The 23180-nt window shown below is 40.0% G+C and carries 20 protein-coding genes and 1 pseudogene; 19 read left to right on the forward strand and 2 right to left on the reverse strand.

All coding sequences use genetic code 11. From position 1 onward, the window contains the following. Nucleotides 1-19 precede the first annotated feature (19 nt). A complete protein-coding gene (locus ACQKEZ_RS02420; RefSeq protein ID WP_427298478.1) occupies nt 20-439 on the reverse strand; it encodes a stress protein in 420 nt (139 codons plus the stop codon). A 202-nt stretch (nt 440-641) separates the two neighbouring features. On the opposite strand from ACQKEZ_RS02420, the gene ACQKEZ_RS02425 reads away from it, so the two are divergent. Together ACQKEZ_RS02425 and ACQKEZ_RS02430 are read left to right on the forward strand one after the other, a co-directional pair. Next, entirely contained in the window at nt 642-1481 is an 840-nt protein-coding gene (locus ACQKEZ_RS02425; protein WP_427298479.1) for an SMI1/KNR4 family protein, read from the forward strand. 338 nt (nt 1482-1819) lie between these two features. Beyond that, nucleotides 1820-3322 (forward strand): recombinase family protein, encoded by a 1503-nt coding sequence (locus ACQKEZ_RS02430; protein WP_427298481.1) that lies wholly within the window; start codon nt 1820-1822, stop codon nt 3320-3322. On the opposite strand, the gene ACQKEZ_RS02435 is transcribed toward ACQKEZ_RS02430, so the two are convergent. Beyond that, nucleotides 3319-3705: a sigma-70 family RNA polymerase sigma factor gene (locus ACQKEZ_RS02435; RefSeq protein WP_427298483.1), complete on the reverse strand. Its 387-nt coding sequence runs from the start codon at nt 3703-3705 to the stop codon at nt 3319-3321. The two genes, ACQKEZ_RS02430 and ACQKEZ_RS02435, sit on opposite strands and share 4 nt — an antisense overlap. Before the next feature lie 327 nt (nt 3706-4032). On the opposite strand from ACQKEZ_RS02435, the gene ACQKEZ_RS02440 reads away from it, so the two are divergent. The 17 genes and pseudogenes from ACQKEZ_RS02440 to ACQKEZ_RS02520 all read left to right on the forward strand — a co-directional run bounded on the left by ACQKEZ_RS02440 (nt 4033) and on the right by ACQKEZ_RS02520 (nt 23135). After that, complete coding sequence (locus ACQKEZ_RS02440; RefSeq protein ID WP_427298485.1) at nt 4033-5154, forward strand: aspartate phosphatase; 1122 nt, start codon at nt 4033-4035, stop codon at nt 5152-5154. After that, nucleotides 5144-5275, forward strand: a complete 132-nt coding sequence (locus tag ACQKEZ_RS02445; RefSeq protein ID WP_427298487.1) for a hypothetical protein — start codon at nt 5144-5146, stop codon at nt 5273-5275. Before ACQKEZ_RS02440 ends, ACQKEZ_RS02445 begins: the two co-directional genes overlap by 11 nt. A 186-nt stretch (nt 5276-5461) precedes the next feature. Further along, nucleotides 5462-6094, forward strand: a complete 633-nt coding sequence (locus ACQKEZ_RS02450; protein ID WP_427298489.1) for a YesL family protein — start codon at nt 5462-5464, stop codon at nt 6092-6094. Nucleotides 6095-6114: 20 nt separating this feature from the next. Then, a complete protein-coding gene (locus ACQKEZ_RS02455; RefSeq protein WP_427298491.1) occupies nt 6115-7872 on the forward strand; it encodes a cache domain-containing sensor histidine kinase in 1758 nt (585 codons plus the stop codon). Next, nucleotides 7865-8614, forward strand: a complete 750-nt coding sequence (locus ACQKEZ_RS02460; RefSeq protein ID WP_427298493.1) for a response regulator transcription factor — start codon at nt 7865-7867, stop codon at nt 8612-8614. The genes ACQKEZ_RS02455 and ACQKEZ_RS02460 overlap by 8 nt, the downstream gene beginning before the upstream one ends. Nucleotides 8615-8744: 130 nt before the next feature. Next, entirely contained in the window at nt 8745-10028 is a 1284-nt protein-coding gene (locus tag ACQKEZ_RS02465; protein ID WP_427299290.1) for an ABC transporter substrate-binding protein, read from the forward strand. Between the two features lie 55 nt (nt 10029-10083). Next, a complete protein-coding gene (locus tag ACQKEZ_RS02470) occupies nt 10084-10950 on the forward strand; it encodes a carbohydrate ABC transporter permease (RefSeq protein ID WP_427299291.1) in 867 nt (288 codons plus the stop codon). Between the two features lie 59 nt (nt 10951-11009). Further along, nucleotides 11010-11837 (forward strand): carbohydrate ABC transporter permease, encoded by an 828-nt coding sequence (locus ACQKEZ_RS02475; RefSeq protein ID WP_427299292.1) that lies wholly within the window; start codon nt 11010-11012, stop codon nt 11835-11837. A 15-nt stretch (nt 11838-11852) separates the two neighbouring features. Further along, the gene (locus ACQKEZ_RS02480; RefSeq protein WP_427298495.1) at nt 11853-12893 is read left to right on the forward strand and encodes a glycoside hydrolase family 88/105 protein; all 1041 of its coding nucleotides are present in this window, start codon (nt 11853-11855) and stop codon (nt 12891-12893) included. Between the two features lie 27 nt (nt 12894-12920). Beyond that, on the forward strand, nt 12921-15221 hold the full coding sequence (locus ACQKEZ_RS02485) for an AraC family transcriptional regulator (RefSeq protein ID WP_427298497.1): 2301 nt from the start codon (nt 12921-12923) through the stop codon (nt 15219-15221). A gap of 56 nt (nt 15222-15277) precedes the next feature. Next, the gene (locus ACQKEZ_RS02490) at nt 15278-15925 is read left to right on the forward strand and encodes a rhamnogalacturonan acetylesterase (RefSeq protein ID WP_427299293.1); all 648 of its coding nucleotides are present in this window, start codon (nt 15278-15280) and stop codon (nt 15923-15925) included. A 10-nt stretch (nt 15926-15935) separates the two neighbouring features. Further along, a complete protein-coding gene (locus tag ACQKEZ_RS02495; RefSeq protein ID WP_427298499.1) occupies nt 15936-16568 on the forward strand; it encodes a YesL family protein in 633 nt (210 codons plus the stop codon). Between the two features lie 193 nt (nt 16569-16761). Beyond that, a complete protein-coding gene (locus tag ACQKEZ_RS02500) occupies nt 16762-18564 on the forward strand; it encodes a rhamnogalacturonan lyase (protein ID WP_427299294.1) in 1803 nt (600 codons plus the stop codon). 34 nt (nt 18565-18598) lie between these two features. After that, nucleotides 18599-20443, forward strand: a complete 1845-nt coding sequence (locus ACQKEZ_RS02505; protein WP_427298501.1) for a rhamnogalacturonan lyase — start codon at nt 18599-18601, stop codon at nt 20441-20443. A 5-nt stretch (nt 20444-20448) separates the two neighbouring features. Then, a complete protein-coding gene (locus ACQKEZ_RS02510) occupies nt 20449-21078 on the forward strand; it encodes a rhamnogalacturonan acetylesterase (RefSeq protein WP_427298503.1) in 630 nt (209 codons plus the stop codon). A 25-nt stretch (nt 21079-21103) separates the two neighbouring features. Further along, nucleotides 21104-21434: pseudogene (locus tag ACQKEZ_RS02515) on the forward strand (beta-galactosidase); the annotation flags it as partial. Between the two features lie 192 nt (nt 21435-21626). Further along, entirely contained in the window at nt 21627-23135 is a 1509-nt protein-coding gene (locus ACQKEZ_RS02520; protein ID WP_427299295.1) for an extracellular solute-binding protein, read from the forward strand. The last annotated feature ends 45 nt before the right edge of the window (nt 23136-23180 follow it).

The following is a 23180-nucleotide window of genomic DNA, read 5'->3' on the forward strand; positions in this document are numbered from 1 at the left end:
ACCCTAATGAATAATTAGGTTATTTTATTTCCTCATCCATTACTTTCTTGTATTTTTCAAATTCAGAATCTTTCATTTCCCCGTTCATTTGTAATAAGAAATTCCCTTTTGAATATGTGTGTGAGAAGAACATAGATCCAGCATTGCCCAACTCATCATAATAAGACTTGGCCTGATCTAGATCAGTTTCATTTCCGAATTTAAAAATTCTTCCACCAGCATTTTCACCTAAGGAAGGAATGAGAATTCTTTTTCCTTCTTCTCTTATATTTCCAAACTCTTTTTGTTTTAGTTCAGACGGTTTTTCTGCTTCAAGCCCAGCACTTTTAAAAGCTTCAATAATGTTGTCTGTGGTGAGCGGTTTTTCAGTAGATGTTGCACTGCTGCAAGCTGTTAATAATAATAAACAGATAAAAAATAATACAAAAAATTTCTTCATTAAAAATCCTCCTCTTTTTTAGGTGCATATGGATTTTACATTAAGCTCCTTCTCTTTTCTATCCTTTCGACAAAATTAGACAATACTAATTACTTATCATTCAATTAAATTTATATTTCTTTACTCAGTTTGAATAAGTTGTTAAACAAAAATCGTCAAAAAAGGTATACTTATGTTCATATTATACTAGGAGGTATCAATCTTGAAATCTTTTTGGGAAATAGATGAGGAAGGTTACTACACATTAAAAAAGATCAACGCAGAAGAAATAGCTAAAGCTGAAAAGAAACTTGGAGTCACTTTGCCAGATACATATAAAAAGCTCGTATTAGAAAAGAATGGTGGTTATACAGTTCATAATGCTTTTCCAACCACTCACTCTAATTCATGGGCTGAGGATCATATTCAATTTAATCACCTGCTGGGAATTGCTGAAGATGAAGGGATTATGGATAGTGCCTATTTAATAACAGAGTGGGAGCTGCCAGAAGGGCTTGTTTTGATTAGCGGGGATGGGCATACTTGGGTAGCGATGGATTATAGAAAAACGAAAGAAAAGCCTACAATTCATTTTTTTGATGTTGAGATGGAAGAAGACTTTAAATTAGCAGATTCCTTTGATGAATTCATTGAGGGGCTTTATACAGCTGAGTACACTGTTGATGAAGAAGAAGCAGAGGCTGAATATGAGCTTCCTGAAGATCATTTAAGTAAAGAAGAACTTGAAGCCATATTTGAGATGGATGTTCTTGATGAAAATAATCTTTATAAAATTCAATATTACCCGATGGTGGACTTAAATGAGATTGAATGGTTTTTTAAAAAGATGCAATATCACATTGAAAATACAAAAGATGAAGATGCGCTTTATCAAGTAGCTGATACAATTCTCTGCATTTTCTTATTAAATCAAAATATGCCGATCAACGATAAAATTAGTGAGATTCTGCATCAAATAGCTAAATTTTTAGAAAAAAATGATGACCCTCTGCTAGTGAATCTCGGAGAAAATATTGCGATTGGAACAGAACTTCTATCTTAATAGAACGATCTTAAGGTGTCCTTTCTAGAGAGAGTATCGGGAATGGCTCTTTAAAGTTACTTTTTTTAATGGGAACAAATGTTTGGTTAACTATTTGGATTTCGTTATAATAAGAATCAGATTATCCCCTTTATGTACCTGGCTGACATTCAGTCAGGTCTTTTTTATATCTACTGGTAAACTCATTTTCTTTATGAAATAGGGACAATCCATGTCGGCATAACCTGTCATGAGGTGATCTAAGATGAAGGTCAAAATCATTGAAGGACAGAATGTTGACGCACGTGTTAATGATTGTTACCACTATTTGATTAAGTGGTGGAGGAAGGAGATTAAGCGTGATAGCAATTTACGTGAGGGTATCGACCGAGGAACAAGCAATAAAAGGGTCGAGTATTGACAGCCAGATTGAAGCATGTGTGAAGAAAGCAGGGACTACAAACGTCTTAAAATATGCAGATGAAGGCTTCTCAGGTGAATTATTAGAAAGGCCAGCTTTAAACCGTCTTAGAGAGGATGCACGCAAAGGATTAATTACTGAATTGATTTGTTATGATCCTGATCGTTTGTCGCGTAAGTTAATGAATCAATTAATTATAGATGATGAACTACGGAAAAAAGGAATAACTTTAACCTTCGTAAATGGGGAGTATGCAGACTCACCTGAAGGGCAACTGTTCTTTTCGATGAGAGGGGCCATTTCTGAATTTGAAAAGGCGAAAATAAAAGAGAGAACGTCTACAGGTAGGTTACAAAAAATCAAAAAAGGGATGATAATTAAAGACTCTGGTTTATTAGGATACAAAATAAATAAAGAGAAACGAACCCTTGAGATAATAGAAAAAGAGGCAAGAGTTGTGAGAATGATTTTTGATTTGTTTACGGATCATTCTAGTCATTTCTTTGGACGTGTGAATGGCATTGCGTTGCATTTAACGGAGCTAGGTATTCCGACAAAAAAAGGTGCAAAAGTTTGGCACAGACAAGTGGTGCGGCAGATCCTAATGAATCCATCTTATAAAGGGCAGCATGAGCAATATAAGTATGATACTGAGGGAGGCTATGTATCTAAACAGGCAGGGGGAACAAAAATTTTGAAACTAAGGCCGGAAGAAGAACGATATATTACTGAAATACCTTCAGTTGTTTCTAATGAACAGTGGGAATACGCTCAAGAGCTACTTGGAAAAAGTAGAAGAAAGCATTTACACTATGGCACTCATCCATATTTACTTTCTGGTTTAGTACGCTGCGGAAACTGCGGAAATACAATGACTGGTAAAAAGAATAAATCACATGGGAAAAACTACTTTGTGTATGAATGTAGAAAAAATTATGCTGGGGCTAAAAATAAAGGCTGTGGTAAATCTATGTCAGAAAATAAACTGAACAGAATTGTTTGGCAAGAGATATACAAATTTATCACCAACCCAGAGAAGTATAGAGCCTTTAAAGAAGAGGAAAAGACTACTCATAAAGCAGATGAGTTTGAGCTGATTCAAATAGAAATTGAGAAGGCGAAAAAAGGCCGTCAGCGTTTAATCACTTTAATTAGTCTTAGTGAAGAGGACGATTTAAATATTGAAGAAGTGAAAACACAGATTGTTGAGCTCCAGAAGAAGCAAAATCACCTCATGATCCAACATGATAAAATTGAAAAAGAGATTAAGGAATCAGAAGGATCGGTAGCAGGAGAAAATGCTTTGAAGAGGGCACTTGATTACTTCAACTCAGTCAATGCGGATAATTTGAAGCTGGAAGATAGAAAAGCCATTATTAACTTTATTGTTGAAGAAGTATTGATTGTTGATTCTGAAACCATTCATATAAGAACTCATTAAAAGGGGAGGTGCGTTTGTATGCACCCCCCTTTTGTCATGAATATCTCATTTTCTATACATCTTGCGGCATAGGTTGCGAGTTTTGTTCCTTTTCCTGATGAGTAGCTTTCGATGGCTTTGATGAGTCCGATCGTCCCGATGGAGATGAGGTCTTCTGCGTCTTCGCCGGTGTTTTCAAATTTTTTGACGATGTGGGCGACGAGCCGAAGGTTATGTTCAATGAGCATGTTTCTTGCGTGTTCATCCCCCTGTGCCATTAGGGCTAAGTATTTTCTTTCATCATCTCCCGAAAGGGGTTGTGGAAAGGCGTTGTTTTTGACGTATGATACTAAAAACACCAATTCCTTGACCATCAATCCCATCGCTGTCAATACTCCTGCCATGATTTTCACCTCCACACTTTTTAGGCATTTGCCTATACAATCAAATGTATGTGCAGGAGGGGATGTCTGTGTCTGTACGATCAAAATCATTTTTGTATAAATAAAATATTTCTCATTTGACAATAAACACGTACAATAGAAGTAATTCATGTAACGAAAAAATAGTTGTTTTGACAAAGTGCTTCATTCAAATCAAATGTTGTGATGCCTAATGGAAGGTCTTTCAAGGCACAGCGATGTTTGCGGTTTCTTTGCGGTGCTTGTGGGCGACATTGCATGCTAAAATATGTAAGTGTTAGACGGAAAAGGAAGGGGTTATATGGGGAAATGGGAAAGGTTCTTTCTTCGCATGTAGGAGTGAAAATCAATGAATGGTATCGAATGATTAGACAATTTAGTGTACCTGATGCGGAAATCCTTAAGTCAGAAGTAGAAACAGAGATAGAGCGAATGGAAGAGGATCAACATTTACTCATTTACTATCAATTAATGTGTTTTAGGCATCAAATTATGCTTGATTATATCCACCCTTCAAAATATCAACCTTTTTCAGTATCTAATCTTGTCGATAAAATAGAGAACTCTAATCATGAGTTATCAGATATGCTTCACTATTACCATGCTTTTTTTCGAGGTATGTATGAATTTAGTCAAAAAGAATATTTAGAGGCAGTAAAATATTATCGAGTTGCTGAAAAGCAGCTTTCAATGCTTTTTGATGATATTGAACAGGCAGAGTTTCATTTTAAAGTAGCAGAGGCCTATTATATTATGAAGCAAACCCATGTCTCCATGCACCATATATTAAAAGCATTGGAGATTTACGATCAACATGAATTATACAAAATCAGAATCATACAATGCTTATTTGTCATTTCAGGGAATTATCAAGATTTAAGGCGTAAAGATAAGGCACTTCCTCACTTAAAAAAAGCAAAGGCTTTGGCATCTGAAATTGATCATCCGAGAATGTATAGCTCTGCTCTTTATAATTTAGGCAAATGCTTTGGTGAACTTGGGTATTTGCAGGAAGCAGAGAGATATATGACAGAGTCTGCTGCAATTGCAAGAGATGAAGCACTTCCAACCCTCCCACACACTTTATACACTTTAGCCAAATCACTATTCCAACAAAATCAATACGATCGTGCGCTCATCATTTTAGAAGATGGAAAGGTTGCAGCTAAGAAGCATGAGGACCAGCTATTCATTCACATGTTTCGTTATTTGGATGCTCTATATGTTCAAGATGTAAATGAAGAGCAATTACAAAAAACGATTGCTTATTTGGAAAAACTTAGCCTATACTCGTATATAGAGGATATTTCACTAGAAATTGCTACAGTCTATGAAGCCTCTCAAAATTATCAAAAGTCCAATCAATATTATAAAAAAGTATTATGGGCTCAAAATCAAATTCAAAAAGGAGAGTGTTTGTATGAGTTTTAAGAAAAATGCGACCATTATTGGAATTGTGACGTTAAGTCTTGGCATCGGTATCATGAGTCAGGCGACAATTTCAGCATATGAAAAAAATGCTGTCCAAGTATCAGATCGAAACCAAACGTGAAACATCAAAAGCTGGCCAGAGATGGTTGGCTTTTTTATTGCCTTTTAGAAGACTAGATGCATTTCATAGGTGGCAAGCACGCTTTTCAACGGGAAAACAGGAATTTTTCATACGAGAGAGAAATATCTATAACAATCCATGTGATTTTCTCTTGATATGTAAGCGTTTTCTTTGGGAGGGAGTAGTGTGATACGTATTCTGACAAATGGGATGTATTTGTTTTGTGAATGGGTCATGAGACTTGCATATTTAAATGTATTATGGATCTTTTTTACGTTATTAGGTTTAGGTGTTTTCGGTGTGATGCCGGCGACTGTTGCAATGTTCGCAGTGGTGAAAAAATGGGGGGATGGAAACATAGAGGAGCCGATTTTTAAGCAGTTTGCTAAGGTGTATAAAGAAGAATGGTGTAAGTCAAATGGACTGTTTGGTGTCATATGTATGATGGCACTAATTCTTTATGCTGATGTGGTGATTTCAGCTACATATGTTCATTCCATTGTTGCGAGTTTGTTTTTGAGTGTATCGATCGTTTATATATCTGCTTTGCTTTATATTGTGCCTGTGTATCTTCATGTGAAGGCTGGCTTTTGGTACATGTTCAAGTTTTGTGTTGTTTTAGCCTTTATCAGACCACATATCACGTTCTTTATGCTGCTTAGTGCTGTCGGATTTGTGCTTCTAGGGCTTTGGCATATCACCTTTGCGCTCTTTTTTTGTGGAAGTGGCCTTAGCTTGGTTTTGACAAAGCTGATTTACTTTCCAATTGAGGAGAAAGGGGCAAATACGTATCAGCAGGATGTGTCTCGTCTTAGTTAAATAGAAGGGATGTTCGGCAGATGAAAAGGGCAATGACAAGGTGGATTACGTATTATCAGCATTTAAGCATTAAGGATAAATTATTTTTATTTTTATGTGGGATCATGCTTGTGTCCTTTTTATTTGTTTATAGTGGTGTTCAATATGCGTTTCATGTATACGATGAGCAATATTATCGGAAATCCAGTCAGGTGCTTGCGATGTCGTCTAAGCGAATTGAAGATGAATTGAGGAAGATTGAAGAAGTGTCATATGAGATGATGACAGATAGAAATATTCAGGAGCACCTCGAGAATATTGAACAAGGCGACAACCGGTATTCACAGTACCAAACGAAAAAAGAACTATGGGATAAACTCGCTTCATACGCTGGTTCTGAAAAATACATTGAATCCATTCATTTGTTTGATAAAGAGGGAACAGAGTATGCAGCAGGAAGGAATTCATCAGTACGCTTACGTCAAGAGACAAGCGCTTTTTTTGAAGAGGCGATACGAAGGCAAGGAAAAAATGTGTTCATTCCATTTTCATATGAAGAAAAACAAGTTCTTGTGTCTGCTCGTCAAATTCGGTCATATGATCAACTGAGTCTATTACCACTTGGTACTTTACTTATTCAAATTGATCTGGAACGCATCGTTGCAGATTTACCAAAAGAATGGGCAGATATGGGGGGCGAGCTGTTCATCACAAGCGGTCAGAGAATCGTTTTAGGAAAACACCATAAAGTGAATGGTTCCCTTCTACAATCGGGAGTAAATGAGCATTCAGGTTATGAAATCAGAAAAGAAAATGGGAGACAGTATTTTATTTCATTTGTCACATCCACTTATCAGCCGTGGGCGTATGTCAATGTCGTTCCATTTGATCATATATTCACCCATATTTCTTGGATGAAGACCGTGTTAGGTATTTTTTTTCTCGCGTTTTTTACAGTGGTTTTACTTTTGGGACGGAAGATGGCTACGAACATTACAGGGCCTATTGAGCAGTTAGTGACTGCAATGAAAGTGGTAGAGGCAGGGGAGTTTAAAACAGCGAGTACACTGGAATTTAAACAGCATGCAAATGATGAAGCCGGGAGACTATCAAGGCATTTTCGGTCCATGATGAAGAAAATAAATGAACTCATAGAAGAAAATTATGAAAAACAGCTCATGGTAAGAGAATCAGAATTTAAGGCATTGCAAGCACAAATTAATCCTCACTTTTTATATAACACACTCGACTCGATTCATTGGCTGGCGAAAATGAATCAGCAAGAACAAATTTCAAAAATGACGGAATCCCTTGGATTTTTACTTAGAAATAGCATTCATGTGAAGAAACATGAAGTGACATTAGAAGAGGAATTAGATATTGCTCTTCACTATATGACCATTCAGCGTTATAGGTTTGAGGAGCGACTTGTTTTTTCATGGGAAGTGGAGGATGATCTTCAGCATTGTATGATTCCAAAGCTAACCCTTCAGCCTATTTTAGAAAATGCCATTCAATATGCATTGGAGCCTTATACAGAATCATGCTCAATCCAGATAAAGATATGGCGTGAGGATGATGTTGTTTGGTTGTCTGTTTCAGATAATGGCCCAGGAATGGATGAGACACTTTTAGACAATATAGATGTGGGGAGAAGCGGAATTGGGCTTTTCAATATTCATCGGCGTTTGCAATTAACCTTTGGTAGCGAATATGGGCTAAAGATTTTCAGCCAAGACGGTGTAGGAACGACCATTTCTTTGCGAATTCCATATGAGAGTGGGCGATCACATGTATAAAGTCGTGCTTGTTGATGATGAGAGGGTCATCCTTGAAGGAATTTCATCCATCATTAAGTGGGAGGAAATGAATGCATCAGTTGTTGGCATGATGCAGAATGGCCTTGATGCATATGAGCTAATGAAGATAGAGAAACCTGATATTGTGATCAGCGATATCAAAATGCCAAGGATGACAGGAATTGAACTTGTGGAGCAAGCTGCCAAAGCACAGCTTCATGCGCAATTTATTCTGTTATCGGGCTATGGTGAATTTGAATATGCCCAGCGAGCGATGAAATATGGCGTGATGCATTATCATCTAAAGCCGTGTAATGAACAGCAGATGAAAACATCACTTCAAGCGATTATGGAGACGATGAAAGTAGAGCCGAGTAAAGGAGGTGTTCAAATCGGGAATAAAGAGGATGCGGCTTCTAAAATGATCCATTTGATTCACGATCAGCTTGCGAATCCTTCATTATCTCTCAAGTGGGCGGCGCAAGAAGTGCTTTTTTTAAATCCAGATTATGCTGGTAAATTGTTTAAACAGAAAACAGGGGAGAAATTCTCACAATATGTAGCAAAGCAGCGGATTGAGCTTGCTATGCGGAAGATACAAGGAGGAAGCGATGCGAGTCTATATGACATGGCAGAAGAGCTTGGTTTTGGGCATAACCCCAAATACTTTAGCCTTGTCTTTAAAAAGTATGCTGGATGCACGCCGTCAGAATATAAAAAGAAAGCAATGAAACAGAGATAAAGCTTTGATTCTTCAAAGATCATCTCTGTTTTTTTAACCTATTCCTCTGTTTTTTGAGTGTGAAGTGAAAAAGGTACGATTTAAAATATGATGTAAGCACTTACATGATAGGTGGTAAGGGAGGTTTATGATGAAAAAGGTGTTGCTTATCTTGGTTCTGTCCTGTGTTGCAGTTGTTTTTGCCGGTTGTTCTCAAGGGGAAACAGTGTCATCCAATGATCAGGAAGAGGTCACAATTCGAGTAGCCTGGTGGGGCGGTCAGCCAAGGCATGACTATACAACAAAGATAATAGCGCTTTATGAAAAGGAACATCCATATGTGAACATAGAGGCGGAGTTTGCCAACTGGGATGACTATTGGAAGAAGCTCGCCCCGATGTCAGCTGCGGGTCAATTGCCAGATGTCATTCAAATGGATACGGCTTATTTATCTCAATATGGAAAAAAGAATCAGCTAGAAGATTTAACGCCATTTATTACGGATGGCACCATTGATACAAGAGCCATTGCAGATGAGAAATTAGCTGGAGGCAGAATAGATCAAAAGCTGTACGGTTTTACGTTAGGCATTAATGTGTTGTCCCTTGTTGCCAATGATGACCTTCTGTCCGAATCGGGGGTTCAATTAAAGGATGATATGAGCTGGGATGACTATGAAAAGCTCTCCTACAAGGTGAAAGAACAAACTGGAAGCTACGGTTCAAATGGTGCGCATCCGCCAGATATTTTTTTCCCTTATTATTTAAAAACAAAAGGGGAGCGTTTTTATCAAGAGGATGGGGCAGGACTTGCCTATCAGGATGATCAGCTCTTTATTGATTATTTTGAACGTCAGCTTCGGCTTGTCAAAAGAAAGGTCATACCAACACCAGATGAAGGTGCACAAATAAAAGGGATGGAGGATGATTTTATCGTCAAAAGACGAGCCGCTCTTTCCTGGAACTATTCAAATCAGTTCAGTGCCTTTGCGCAGCTAACCGATTCACCACTATCTCTGCATTTACCACCTGAACATAGTGAGCATAAAGCCCTTACGTTAAAGCCGAGCATGATGTTTTCGATACCTAAAAGCGCGCAACATAAAAAAGAGGCAGCAAAGTTTATTGATTTCTTCGTTAACAATGAGAAAGCAAATCTACTAATGAAAGGAGAGCGAGGTGTCCCTGTTTCGACTAAGACAGCAGATGTGATTAAGAGCAAGCTGAATGAAGATGAGAAAAAGATCTTAGCGTATGTAGATCAGGCAACGCCCGTAGCAAGTGAGGCAGATCCGCCAGAACCGGTGGGATCAGCAGAGGTGATAAAATTGCTTAAGGATACTTCAGACCAAATTTTGTTTGAAAAAATAACACCAGCAAAGGCGGCTGGAAAATTTCGTAAGCAAGCAAATAGTATATTGAAACGGAATCAATGATGAGTCGGAAAGGGGCGCAAATGTGAGACATCGCAAAATCAAAAAAGATACATGGATGGGATATGCGTTTATTTCTCCTTTTATTATTGGCTTCATTTGCTTTACTGTCATTCCGATGCTTGTTTCGTTGTACTTGTCCTTTACACAATATGATTTGTTTACAAAGCCAAAATGGATTGGCTTTGGTAACTATTATGAGATGTTCACAAGTGACGAAAAATATGTTCAGTCATTAAAGGTTACATTTACTTATGTATTGGCGGGCGTCCCTCTCCGCCTTGGTTTTGCTCTCTTCATCGCAATGATTCTAAATCAGGCGGTTAGAGGAGTCGGCATATACCGAACGTTGTTTTATTTGCCATCCATTATTGGAGGCAGTGTGGCAGTTGCGATTATGTGGCGCAACATCTTCGGCAATGACGGGGTCATAAACGCATTGTTGTTTTTTGTTGGCATCGATCAGAAAATTCTTTGGTATCAAGACCCTGCCAGTGCTTTATGGACACTGATTTTGTTGTCAGTATGGCAATTCGGTTCATCCATGTTGATTTTTTTGGCAGGTTTAAAAAATATTCCTCCTTCCTATCATGAAGCGGCAAATGTCGATGGAGCAAATGGATTTCAGCGTTTTTTCCGCATTACGTTGCCGCTTTTAACACCCATTATTTTCTTTAATCTCGTCATGCAGACCATTTCTGCATTTATGACATTTACACCTGCTTACATTATTTCAAAAGGAGAAGGCGGTCCGCTTGATGGAACACTTCTCTATTCTTTATATCTCTTTCAAAGGGCATTTAACTATTTTCAGATGGGATATGCGTCTGCGATGGCATGGATCATGCTGTTGATTGTTGGAGCCATTACATGGATTCTCTTTAAAACCTCATCTTATTGGGTGCATTATGAATCGAAGGAGTGAGGGCGACCTTGGAAACCGTGAAAGAAATTGCGAAATCGAAAGTCGTGCAAAGGGGGAGAATGAAGCCAAAACGGATATTTTATCATGTGCTCACATCACTGCTTGTCCTCATTTTACTCTATCCAGTTATATGGCTGTTTGTCAGCTCTTTTAAAGAAAGCAGTAGTATTTTTGCCACGTCACATTCTCTTATTCCAGACCCGTTTGTTTTAAAAAATTATGTGGATGGTTTTAAAGGGATTGCAGGGCAACCCTTTCTCACTTTTATTCGAAATTCGCTTGTGATTGTCTGTTTTTCAGTGATAGGCGCTGTAATTTCATCTGCATTCATTGCATATGGGTTTGCCCGCATACCATTTAAAGGGAAGGCTTTTTGGTTTGTATGTGTGATGGGTACGCTGATGCTACCGCATGAGGTGCTAATGATTCCGCAATATATCATGTTTGCTAAGATCGGTTGGCTGAATTCGTTTAAGCCGATTATTGTCCCGCAGTTTTTTGGTCATGCTTTCTTTATCTTTCTGATCATTCAATTCATCCGCACCATTCCAAAGGAGTTAGATGAAGCGGCGACAATTGATGGCTGTGGGCGATTTGGTATTTTTTGGAGAATCATTCTACCACTCATTGCACCTGCACTTGCGACCTCTGCCATCTTTTCGTTTTATTGGAAATGGGAGGAGCTTATTCAGCCATTGCTCTATTTAAACAAACCAGAGCTGTATCCTGTTTCACTTGCTTTGAAGCTCTTCCTTGATACAGAAACCGCTTCGAATTGGGGGGCCATGTTTGCTATGTCGGTTGTCTCACTACTTCCTGTGATTCTCGTGTTTTTCTTGTTTCAAAAGTACATCGTACAAGGTATTAGTACGAGCGGATTAAAATAAAAGGAGTGTCAATCATTGGCAAAACTTATGTTTGAAGAAGGAAAAATAACGACATACATTGATCAGATCGTCAGACGGACATTTGATATGGATTTTGATTGGGATTGGCCTGGTGGTGTTGCATTTTATGGCATTGCAGAGGCGTATGAAATAACCAAAAAAGAAGACTATCTGCTCGGCCTGAAAACGTGGATGGATGACCATTTAGAAGGTGGGCTACCGCCTCTTTCAATTAATGGTGTATCAATGGGTCATACATTGCTTTTTCTTTTTGAGCATACAGGGGAAGAGGTGTATTTGGAAACAGCCGAACAATTGGCTGATTATGTTCTTAAAAAAGCGCCCCGCTTTGCAGATGGTATACTCCAGCATACTGTCAATTCCACAAGCTATGTGTTTCCTGAGCAAGCATGGGCAGATACGCTGATGATGGCGGGGCTATTTATGCTGAAATATGGTGTGGTGGCTTCGCGCCAAGATTGTATAGATGATGCATTGAAGCAGTATCATGGGCATGAGGAATTTTTGCAGGATCAAATGACGCATCTGTATTATCATGGTTGGGATCATCAAGCTCAAAATCATTTATCGGGAATTTACTGGGGAAGAGCAAATGCCTGGGCAGCACTGACAATGGCCAAAGCATTGCCACTCATTCCTGTTACACATCCATCTTTTATGATCATTGATGGCTCTTTAAGAGATCAACTGAGCGCACTCGTTCGGCTTCAAGGAGAGTCAGGCCTTTGGCATACGATATTGGACGATCCGACATCGTATCTTGAAGTATCTGCCTCGTGCGGAATTGCGTCTGCTCTTATTTCGCGAGGTCACCTGTACAATAAGCAAATTCAACAGGCGTTATCGGGAGTTTTAGCAGCGGTGAAGGAGGACGGAAGTGTGACAGGCGTCTCTGCTGGTACAGCCATCATGGAGCATGCAGAAGGGTATAAAAAGGTGCCAATCAAACGAATACAAGGATGGGGACAAGGGCTTGCGCTCGTCTTCTTAACGGATGTCCTAAGGACAAGAGCTGTCGCCGATACCCACGCTTAAAACGAGCAATGGTGCAGGAGGAAAGCCATGACAAAAGAGCAGAATAACCTGCCGAGGAAAGGAGCTTACTTTAGACAGAGCTTTGTGTTTATTTTATTCATCTCATGTCTCCCTGTGCTTTTTATCGGAGGAGGTATTTACATGCTATCTATTGGAAAAGTGGAGAAGGAGCTTCAAGCCTCACATGAAAAACAGGTTGAGCGGCAAGTAGACCGCTTGCATGAGAAGGTGGACAGCATGGAGCTATTGGTGTCACAGCTTGCTTTTGATACGGACATGACAAATTCCTTTACACATGAACGACTAGAGAAAGAATTTCGCTCCACCTACCAGCTTTCTAAACTATTATTTATGATCAAAGATCAACAACCGCTTCTTTCCGAAGCATCTCTTTTTATCGATGGAAATGTCCCTCTTCTATTAAGCCCCGAATATAGCAGATTATCTAGTGTAGCTGAGTTGCAAGAATACCGGTCATTGCTTGAAGCAAATGAAGATATTTATTGGAAAGATACAGGGATTGCTCCCCCTATTTTGATACAACTGATTCGTAGTTCAGAAGATGAGCCATCCGGTGCTTATGTGTTCAAAATGAATCAAAAAGAGATAGCACGACTTCTTCAGGACTTATCTCGGTACGATGCTGGCGACGCATTTATTTTAAATGAAAAAAAAGAAGTGATCTTTCACTCAGGTCAAAAGAAGAAGAGTACATTTGAGTCATTTTTACAGGAGAGCATAAGCGCACAAGGAAAAAATGAGGGGAGTTTTCGTACCGAGTGGAAAGGAAGTATGTATTCAGTCACTTACGGTGAGATGAAGCGGCTCCATCAGCGCTGGACCTATGTATCAGCCGCTCCGCTCACTTCTATTACAGCTCCACTTATAACAATTTCAAAATTCATTGTTGTCTTAATCGTGATTTGCCTCATTACTGCCATTATTTTGACTTGGTATGTGTCTAAAAGAATGTATCGGCCAATCCAACAGTTCATTCGTTTGTTAACAGGGGATGAAAAGCAATTGTTTTCATCTCACATACGGGATGAGTTTCAATGGTTTGCCGCCAAATGGACGGATTTATCAAGTGAAAGCACTGAACTTCAGCAGCAAATGACGAGTCAACGACCACACTTTCAACAAAATCTTTTAAGACAGCTTATCGGCGGTAAATTGAATGACCTGCCGCTTTCACACCTACAGGAAAAAATGAAAAGAGCTGGCTTTGCTTTTGAAGGAATGAACACGATCATTGATTTGCAGGCAACAGGTTCTTTTTTGAAGAGAAGCGACTTTACGCAAAAAGATGAACAGCTTGCCATTTTTATGATGAAAAATGTGTTTGAATCCATTCTTTGTGAAAAAGGAACTCAATTGGTTGTACTTGACCAAGGAAGATGGTCGCTCACCGGCCTTGTCACAAACGCGTCCATTTTCGCTCAAGAGTTGGAAGTTGCTACAACAGATTTAGCTAATTGGTTAAAACAATATACAGGTCTATCACTTACAATGACCATCAGTGATCCTACACATGATTTAAGAGAAATTCCGCAACTCTTTGAATGGGTGAAAAAGCATAAGCAAAATAGGCGATTTAAAAATGAACAGCAAATCATAAGGGCGCATAAAAATGCAAAGGAGCGAGAAGAGGTGGTATTTGACTATCCATTTGAACTAGAAAATTCACTCATCCAATCTTTACAGCAGGAAAACGAACAGGCAATACTTCAAGATGTCTCCAATTTAATGTGTGAACTATCAAAAGAGGCGAAAGAGAATGCATATGTCCATCCTTGTTTGATGCAATTGGTATCGCGAATTCAAAAGGAAATGGTACAGTGCGGTGTGTATCCACCCGAGCTGTTTACAGATCGCAACCTATTTTCAGAGATTTTGGACTTACATGATCCGAATCAGGCTGAGGAATGGCTGATGTCACGTGTGTTAACTCCTTATGTAATCATGCTTGCCAAACGGAAAAATAAGAGTCAGACACTGCTAGTAGAAAGAGTTAGACAAACGCTTCATGAACGCTATATGGAAGATATTTCACTTGAAATATGTGCCGATCAGGAGGGCACAAGCACCTATACATTGAGTAAAGCATTTAAACAAGTGACAGAGAAAAATTTTATTGAATATTTAACAGCGCTTCGGATTGAAAAAGCGAAAGAGTTACTTTTGCATACAGACAAAAAAATTCACGACGTTTCAGAAGAGGTTGGCTATCGGCATAGTTACTTTAACCGCATTTTTAAAAAACAAGTTGGGATGCCGCCTGGTGTGTATCGCCAAACCCATCAACACACAGCGTCAAAGCTGTCATAAGGAGGTTGCAATGGTTAGTGAAGCACATTCGTATTTTTTTAGTTGGTGATTCAACAATGGCAGACTGCCCGCCTCACGAAACGCCCATGGCAGGCTGGGGGCAAATGCTACAAACGTTCTTCTTAGAGAAGGTGAAGGTAGAAAATCATGCGAAAGGAGGGGCTAGTACCAATTCTTTTATCGACGAGGGGCATTTTCAAAAGATAGAAAAAGCGATTAGGCCGGGTGATTACTTGTTCATCCAGTTTGGTCACAATGACCAGAAACCAAGAGGAACCAAAGCATACGGTGATTTCCAACGCAATTTGGCTACCTTTGCTCAGCTGGCAAAAAACAAAGGGGGATATCCGCTGTTTTTCACCTCTGTCCAGCGCAGACATTTTGATGAAAACGGGAAAATCAAGCATACGTTGGGAGAGTATCCTGCTGCGATGAGAGCACTTGGAGAACAGCTTCATATACCAGTGATTGATTTGCAATCTCTTACAAAACAGTTATATGAATTATTTGGAGTGGAAGGCTCTAAAACTTTATTTGTGATTTTCGAGCCTGATGAGCATCCGAACTACCCTGCTGGAATTGAAGACAATACTCATTTTTCTCAAAAAGGTGCACTTGAGGTCGCGCGTCTTGTGGTCAACGAAATCAAACGTCTTGACCTTCCAATCAAAGCGTACGTAAAAAATGTGACATCACGGATGTGAGGAGAAGCATATGAAAAAGAATGTCCTGGGTGGGCTATATAGTGGATGTGAGTTACTCATGAAACTAGCTTGGCTCAATATGCTTTGGCTTTTATTTACGTTGCTAGGGGGAATCATATTGGGCTTTGCACCAAGTACATGTGCCATGCTTGCTGTTGTTCGAAAATGGCTCAGGGGAGAAGGGGATCAGCCTATTTCTCCTCTTTTTATCAAAGTGTATCAAAAAGAATGGGTCAAAACGAATGTGCTAGGAATGTTCTTTTTCATCGTATTCTCTATTCTTCTCTTTAACTATCAAGTGTTTTCAGCGAGCAGTGGCATCGTATCATTTATTATGATCATGTGCACTTTCGTATCAGCCGTTGTGTTTTTAGCGGCGTTTTTCTACTTGTTTCCTTTATATGTTCATTACGAACTTCCATTGAAGACGTATGTTCAGCAGGCACTGTTATGTGGTATCGCAAGACCTGTGACAACATTGTGCTTATTCATCTCCTCTGCCTTTATTTTTTATGTCCTTTACACTGTTCCAGGTCTGATTCCCTTTTATGGGGGAGCTTTCTTTGCCTTAACCATAATGTTTTTTACAATGCGCATATTTCAAAGAATTGACGAGCTAAGAGATGTAGGCGCGAAAAAGTGAAAACGTCGCAAAAAATGTTTATTCAATCATTATCCTTGTGCAAAAAAATGCCATTGCACACATATTTGAGTGCTCCTACAATACGTAATAGTAAGCGTTTTCAATATCGCGAAGAGGAGCTGACACAACGAGAATGTGTAAACAGAAAATATTCAAATGTGCGGTGTTGCTTTCCCTTTTTGTTCTGTTAGGTATGAGTGCAGAGGAAGGGTATGCAAAAGGACATCAGAAACCATTTGTCAACCCGCATCAAATGGAGAAGTTGAATCGAGGGCTTGTAGCGGTGCAAACAGATCGAGGTGTTTTTCTAAGTTGGCGTTTGCTTGGCACCGAGTCAAGTTCTGTCTCGTTTAATGTGTATCGTGGAAATACAAAGGTGAATAGTTCGCTGATTACTGGTAGCACCAATTATCTTGATTCATCAGGCAATGCTCAATCCTCCTATACGGTTCGTGCAGTTGTAGGCGGTCAAGAACAATCGGCTTCACCTAAAGCAACTGTTTGGGGTAAAAACTTTCTAACAGTTCCTTTGAAAAAGCCAGCAGGAGGAAAAACGCCAGCAAGAGAGCCGTACACCTACAGTGCCAATGACGCAAGTGTAGGTGATGTCGATGGTGATGGAGAATACGAATTAATTCTCAAATGGGACCCGTCCAATTCAAAGGATAATGCACATGATGGCTATACAGGTGAAGTGTTCATTGATGCGTATAAATTAGACGGAACGCATCTTTGGCGGATTTCACTTGGTCAAAACATTAGGGCAGGAGCCCATTACACACAGTTTATGGTGTATGACTTCGACGGTGATGGAAAAGCAGAGATTGCGATGAAAACAGCTGATGGAACACGAGATGGAAAAGGAAAGGTGATCGGAAACAAAGATGCAGACTATCGGAATGCAAAGGGACGTATTTTAAGTGGACCAGAATATTTAACCGTTTTTAAAGGAGAAACAGGAGAAGAACTTGTGACAACTAACTACGATCCACCAAGAGGAAACGTTGCAGATTGGGGAGATAATTACGGAAATCGTGTGGATCGATTTTTGGCCGGTGTTGCGTACTTAGATGGTGTGACCCCAAGTCTTGTAATGGCGCGTGGCTACTATACAAGAACGGTTCTTGTTGCATATCAATTTAAAAATGGTCAACTCTCAAAACAATGGACTTTTGATTCAAATCAACCAGGGAATGGAGCGTATGCAGGGCAAGGAAATCACAGCTTGAGTGTGGCAGATGTGGATCAAGACGGAAAAGATGAGATCGTCTACGGAGCAATGGTCGTTGATCACGATGGCAAAGGCCTCTATAGCACTGGTATTGGTCATGGTGATGCGCTGCACACTGGAAAGCTTGATCCGACTCGCAATGGCTTGCAAATTTTCCAAGTGCATGAGGATAAATCAGCACCATATGGGTTATCGTTTCGCGATGCTAAAACAGGACAGATTTTGTGGGGTGTTCACACAGGAACAGATGTCGGTCGCGGAATGGCATCTGATATTGACCCTCGCTATCCCGGGCAGGAAGTATGGGCAGCAGGGAATCTTTATTCTGCAAAAGGTGAAAAGATTGGAACAAGGATTCCATCGTCTGTGAACTTTGGTATCTGGTGGGATGGTGATTTGCTAAGGGAACAGTTGGATGACATTAGAATTGATAAGTGGGATTATGCGAATGGACGATCAATGAACCTACTAACTGCAACCGGTGCTGCCTCTAATAACTCAACGAAAGCCACACCAAACCTGCAAGCAGATTTATTAGGAGACTGGCGAGAAGAGGTTGTTTGGCGTACGGAAGATAGCACGGCTCTTCGCATTTACACTACAACCGATCTAACATCACATAAGATACACACATTAATGCATGATTCTGTCTACCGGCTTGGGATTGCGTGGCAGAATGTTGCCTATAATCAGCCGCCTCATACGAGTTATTTTCTTGGTGAAGGGATGACAAAGCCGAATCAGCTTAATATATATACACCTTAATATCAAAAAGGGGGGGAGGAACGGGCAGCAATGTATGCAGCCTGTTCCGTTTTTAATGAAAAGGAAGAAAAAAAGACAGATGGAGCATTTAAATCGAGGCATGATTGCTGTACGAACAGACACTGGAGTGCTCGTCAGTTGGCGGCTTCTTGCAAGTGATGAAGAAGATGAACCGTTTTGGTTATATCGTGATGGTAAGCAATTAACACATCGGCCGATCACAGATAGCACGAATTATTTAGATCATGATGGCAGGTGTGCATCGGTTTATACGTTAAAAACAAAACAAGGAATAGACACAACCTGTAACGTATGGGAGCATCCTTTCCTCGACATTCCATTGAATCAGCCAACTCCTGGAGTAACGCCAGATGGAAATACTTATACGTATAGTGCCAATGATGCAAGTATTGGTGATCTTGATGGAGACGGTGAGTATGAAATTGTCTTAAAGTGGGATCCTTCGAACGCAAAGGACAACGCTCATGACGGTTATACAGGCGAGGTGTTGATTGATGCTTACCGTCTTGATGGCACATTCCTTTGGCGCGTGAATTTAGGCAAAAATATAAGAGCGGGTGCTCATTATACGCAATTTATGGTATATGACTTAGACGGTGATGGAAAAGCAGAGATTGTCATGAAAACGGCTGATGGTACAGTAGATGGTCAAGGGATCATCATTGGTGACGTTAATGCTGATTACCGCAATGAACAGGGACGAATTCTAACGGGACCTGAATTTATAACGGTTTTTTCAGGTGAAACAGGAGAAGCCCTTGTGACAGATGATTACGATCCATCACGCGGTGAGCTCTCTGACTGGGGAGATGAATATGGAAATCGAATGGATCGATTTTTAGCAGGAGTTGCTTACTTAGATGGGGTCAAGCCAAGTGTCGTGATGGCAAGAGGTTATTATACAAGAACCGTGCTTGTTGCCTATGATTACCGAGAAGGTCAGTTAAAGAAACGATGGGTCTTTGATTCGAACCAAGGTTATGAAGACTACGCAGGTCAAGGAAATCACAGCCTTTCTGTAGCGGACGTTGATGGTGATGGGAAGGATGAAATCATCTATGGGGCCATGACTGTTGATCATGATGGAACTGGACTTTATACGACGAAGCTTGGACATGGAGATGCCTTGCATGTGGGTGATTTTGACCCAACAAGGCAAGGAATTGAAGTGTTTCAAGTGCATGAGGATGCTCGTTTGCCATATGGTCTATCCTTTCGTGATGGTGAAACGGGAGAGCTACTTTGGGGAGCACCAGCCAATACCGACGTAGGGCGCGGGATGGCTGCGCATATTGATCCCCGCTATGAAGGGGTTTTGCTTTGGGCGATTGATCCACCAGGGAATGATGATGCATCCTATGGACTTTATACGGTGAAGGGGGAAAAGTTAAGCGAGCATGCACCGCCATCAGCCAATTTTGCCATTTGGTGGGATGGTGATTTGCTGAGAGAGCTACTGGATCATGATTTTAATGGCATAGAGGGAAAACCGCATATTTCAAAATGGGATTACGAAAAAGAAGAACTTATCAAGATAATGGAACCAGATGGTGTACGATCTAATAATTTTACAAAAGGAAATCCAGTTCTACAGGCTAACCTATTTGGCGACTGGCGCGAGCAGGTTATTTGGCGAACAGAGAATAGTGAAGCACTTAGACTGTATACAACCACACATGTGACATCTCATCGATTTTATACGCTGATGCATGATCCTATTTACAGGTTGTCGATTGCATGGCAAAACACGGCTTACAATCAACCGCCTCACACAGGATTTTATCTTGGTACAGGAATGAAAAAACCAGAAAGGCCACATGTTTATTTAGTCAAATCAGCTACCCATATAAAGGAGTGAAAGACATGAATACATCGTCTATTTATCTTGCCGCAGATTCTACTGTGCAACGTTACGATGACACCACGAATCAAGGCGGTTGGGGACAATTTTTGCATGAATATATCACAAGTGACTTTAAGGTCATCAATCGTGCCATTGGAGGCAGAAGTTCAAAAACATTTGTGGAGGAAGGAAGGCTTGACAGGATTCTTCAAGACATTCTTCCAAATGACTGGCTTTTTGTTCAGATGGGACATAATGATGCCTCCAAGAATAACCCAGATCGGTACACAGAGCCATTTACCACGTATAAATATTATTTGAGACAGTATGTGACGGGTGCAAGACAAAAAGGAGCAAGCTCACTTCTCATTACACCAGTCGCTAGATTTCACTATAAAAATGGGCAGTTTATCAATGATTTCCCAGACTACTGCACGGCTATGAATCAGGTAGCAGAGGAAGAACAAGTGCCCCTGATTGATTTAATGGAAAAAAGTTTAGCCCATTTTAAAGCAATAGGTGAAAAAACGGTTTATACGTATTTCATGGTCTCAGAAGGCATCAATGACTATACCCACTTCACAAAAAAGGGCGCACGTGAAATGGCGAGACTTGTAGCTGAAGGCATGAGGGAGCATGAAATCAGATGAGAAAGAAGGACTAAGTTAGAAAAAAATGTATCACGTTGTTTGTTATTATCCAGAGAGCTTTGGGATGAACAGGTCATCAGCGAGGATAGCGATTAGATGACGAATCTTGGTATTTTAGCTGTTCGCATTGGAGAATTCACATGGTATCGAAACCATTCTTTGCACACCAACTCCACCAAGGTGGATGACATATCAGCATCGAGAAAGAATGTTTGTGAATGAAAAAAGAGGTGATGGAGCATGGATCACGTCAGCATATTTGTACAAACAACCCATATTTCAGAAAGCGGTCTGCCCATCTTACAGGAGTGATAGGCTGTCAGGTTGATAATGAATTCAAGTGTCACGTGGCAGAAGGTCATTTGCCAATCTTAGACTCAAAAAAGACAAAATAAGAAACATCAAGCAAATAATGAATATCAATCGCCAAGTCCCCTTCATACAAGGGGATTCCTACTGCAAAAAATGAAAATTGAACAAAAATGTGTAAGCGCTTTATATTTAAAAAGCAAAAGAAAAAAGGGGGAAAATGAGTGAAAACGAAACGGATGACGTCACACACACTCGTACAGAAGCTTCTCACTGTTTCCATCACATTAACTTTTTTAGCAGGCTGTTCAGGAGGAAAAGAAACCTCAACCTCAAAAAAACTAGATCAAATCAACATTATGGCACCACTACTGTCACCAGAAAGTCCAGGTAGCAGTCCTGCTTTTCAAGCACTTGAAGCCTATATGGACAAAAAAATTCATTTTACATGGGTACCAAATGCCTCTTATCAAGATAAATTCAATATCGTCATGGCATCAGGTGATTTACCACATGTCATTGTTGTTTCAGATAAATCACCCGGATTTGTGAAGTCGGTGAAATCAGGCGCTTTTTGGGAGCTGTCTCCTTATTTAAAAGACTATAAAAATCTCAGCCAAGCGAATGAACAAATCTTACAAAATAGCTCCATCAATGGAGAGGTTTATGGTATTTATCGCTCTCGGGATTTAATTCGGGCGTGTATTATCATTCGGACGGACTGGCTTGAACATGTAGGGATGGAGATGCCAAAAACGATTGATGAATTCTATCAAGTATTAAAAGCGTTTAAAGAGAAAGACCCTGATCAAAATGGCAAAGATGATACGTATGGAATGGTCATTCCCAAGTGGATGGGACTTGGCGTTGGCAGTCCGTGGGATATCATGCAAGTGTGGTTTGGTGCACCGAATAAATATGGCCTTAAAAACGGGCAGCTCATTCCAGATTTTACAACGAAGGAATATATGGACGCACTGCGCTTTTTCAAAAAACTATATGATGAAAAACTCATCAATCCTGATTTTGCTGTCATGGATTCAGCCAAGTGGAATGATCCAGTGCTAAAAGATAAAGCCGGTGTCATTGTAGATACAGGCTCCAGAGCGCTCCAAATTCAAAACATGATGAAAGAAGCAAATCGGCAGAAAAAGGACATCATTGACGTAATTGCGACAGTAGAAGGACCAAACGGAAAAAGAACCTATCCTACCGCTGGCTATTCGGGTCTAGTCACCATCCCTAAATCTAGCGTTAAAACGGAAAAAGAACTGAAGGAGGTTCTTGCGTTTTTAGATCGCTTAAATGATAAAGAGGCACAAATCTTGATCAACCTTGGCGTGGAAGGACGTAACTATCGGGTGACAGAGGAAGGGAAATATCAATCGCTAGAAGCAAATAAAAAAGCACTTGTCTATGAACGTGAAGGGCTTGCACAAGTAAGCATGGGGATACCGGGCGATTTATATGAACTTGAAACAGAACAAACAAGATTGGTGAAACATCGAGAAGAAATTCGACAAACTGGTGAAAAAATGGCTGTATATGATCCCACACAATCACTCATATCAGACGTATACACGAAAAAAGGAACCCAGCTTGACAACATCATCTTAGATGCGAGAACCCAATTTATTATTGGAGAAATTGATGAAAAAGGATTTCAAGCAGCAGTGGATCTTTGGTTTAGAAGTGGTGGCACGGAATTAATGAATGATTTAAATCGTTTGTACGAAAAAGCGAAATAAAAAGTAGCCCCATTGATGGATGGGGCTCATTTCTTCATAAAAGGA

Origin of the sequence: Bacillus sp. NPDC077027, from assembly GCF_050269555.1 — a bacterium.
Taxonomy (GTDB): domain Bacteria; phylum Bacillota; class Bacilli; order Bacillales; family Bacillaceae; genus Bacillus.

What these genes read in the sequence shown, in the direction of transcription:
- ACQKEZ_RS02420 (WP_427298478.1), bottom strand. Translation starts at nt 439, where the DNA reads ATGAAGAAATTTTTTGTATTATTTTTTATCTGTTTATTATTATTAACA.
- ACQKEZ_RS02435 (WP_427298483.1), bottom strand. Translation starts at nt 3,705, where the DNA reads ATGGCAGGAGTATTGACAGCGATGGGATTGATGGTCAAGGAATTGGTG.
- ACQKEZ_RS02440 (WP_427298485.1), top strand. Translation starts at nt 4,033, where the DNA reads ATGGGAAAGGTTCTTTCTTCGCATGTAGGAGTGAAAATCAATGAATGG.
- ACQKEZ_RS02445 (WP_427298487.1), top strand. Translation starts at nt 5,144, where the DNA reads ATGAGTTTTAAGAAAAATGCGACCATTATTGGAATTGTGACGTTAAGT.
- ACQKEZ_RS02455 (WP_427298491.1), top strand. Translation starts at nt 6,115, where the DNA reads ATGAAAAGGGCAATGACAAGGTGGATTACGTATTATCAGCATTTAAGC.
- ACQKEZ_RS02460 (WP_427298493.1), top strand. Translation starts at nt 7,865, where the DNA reads ATGTATAAAGTCGTGCTTGTTGATGATGAGAGGGTCATCCTTGAAGGA.
- ACQKEZ_RS02465 (WP_427299290.1), top strand. Translation starts at nt 8,745, where the DNA reads ATGAAAAAGGTGTTGCTTATCTTGGTTCTGTCCTGTGTTGCAGTTGTT.
- ACQKEZ_RS02470 (WP_427299291.1), top strand. Translation starts at nt 10,084, where the DNA reads ATGGGATATGCGTTTATTTCTCCTTTTATTATTGGCTTCATTTGCTTT.
- ACQKEZ_RS02475 (WP_427299292.1), top strand. Translation starts at nt 11,010, where the DNA reads ATGAAGCCAAAACGGATATTTTATCATGTGCTCACATCACTGCTTGTC.
- ACQKEZ_RS02485 (WP_427298497.1), top strand. Translation starts at nt 12,921, where the DNA reads ATGACAAAAGAGCAGAATAACCTGCCGAGGAAAGGAGCTTACTTTAGA.
- ACQKEZ_RS02490 (WP_427299293.1), top strand. Translation starts at nt 15,278, where the DNA reads ATGGCAGACTGCCCGCCTCACGAAACGCCCATGGCAGGCTGGGGGCAA.
- ACQKEZ_RS02495 (WP_427298499.1), top strand. Translation starts at nt 15,936, where the DNA reads ATGAAAAAGAATGTCCTGGGTGGGCTATATAGTGGATGTGAGTTACTC.
- ACQKEZ_RS02500 (WP_427299294.1), top strand. Translation starts at nt 16,762, where the DNA reads ATGAGTGCAGAGGAAGGGTATGCAAAAGGACATCAGAAACCATTTGTC.
- ACQKEZ_RS02505 (WP_427298501.1), top strand. Translation starts at nt 18,599, where the DNA reads ATGCAGCCTGTTCCGTTTTTAATGAAAAGGAAGAAAAAAAGACAGATG.
- ACQKEZ_RS02510 (WP_427298503.1), top strand. Translation starts at nt 20,449, where the DNA reads ATGAATACATCGTCTATTTATCTTGCCGCAGATTCTACTGTGCAACGT.
- ACQKEZ_RS02520 (WP_427299295.1), top strand. Translation starts at nt 21,627, where the DNA reads ATGACGTCACACACACTCGTACAGAAGCTTCTCACTGTTTCCATCACA.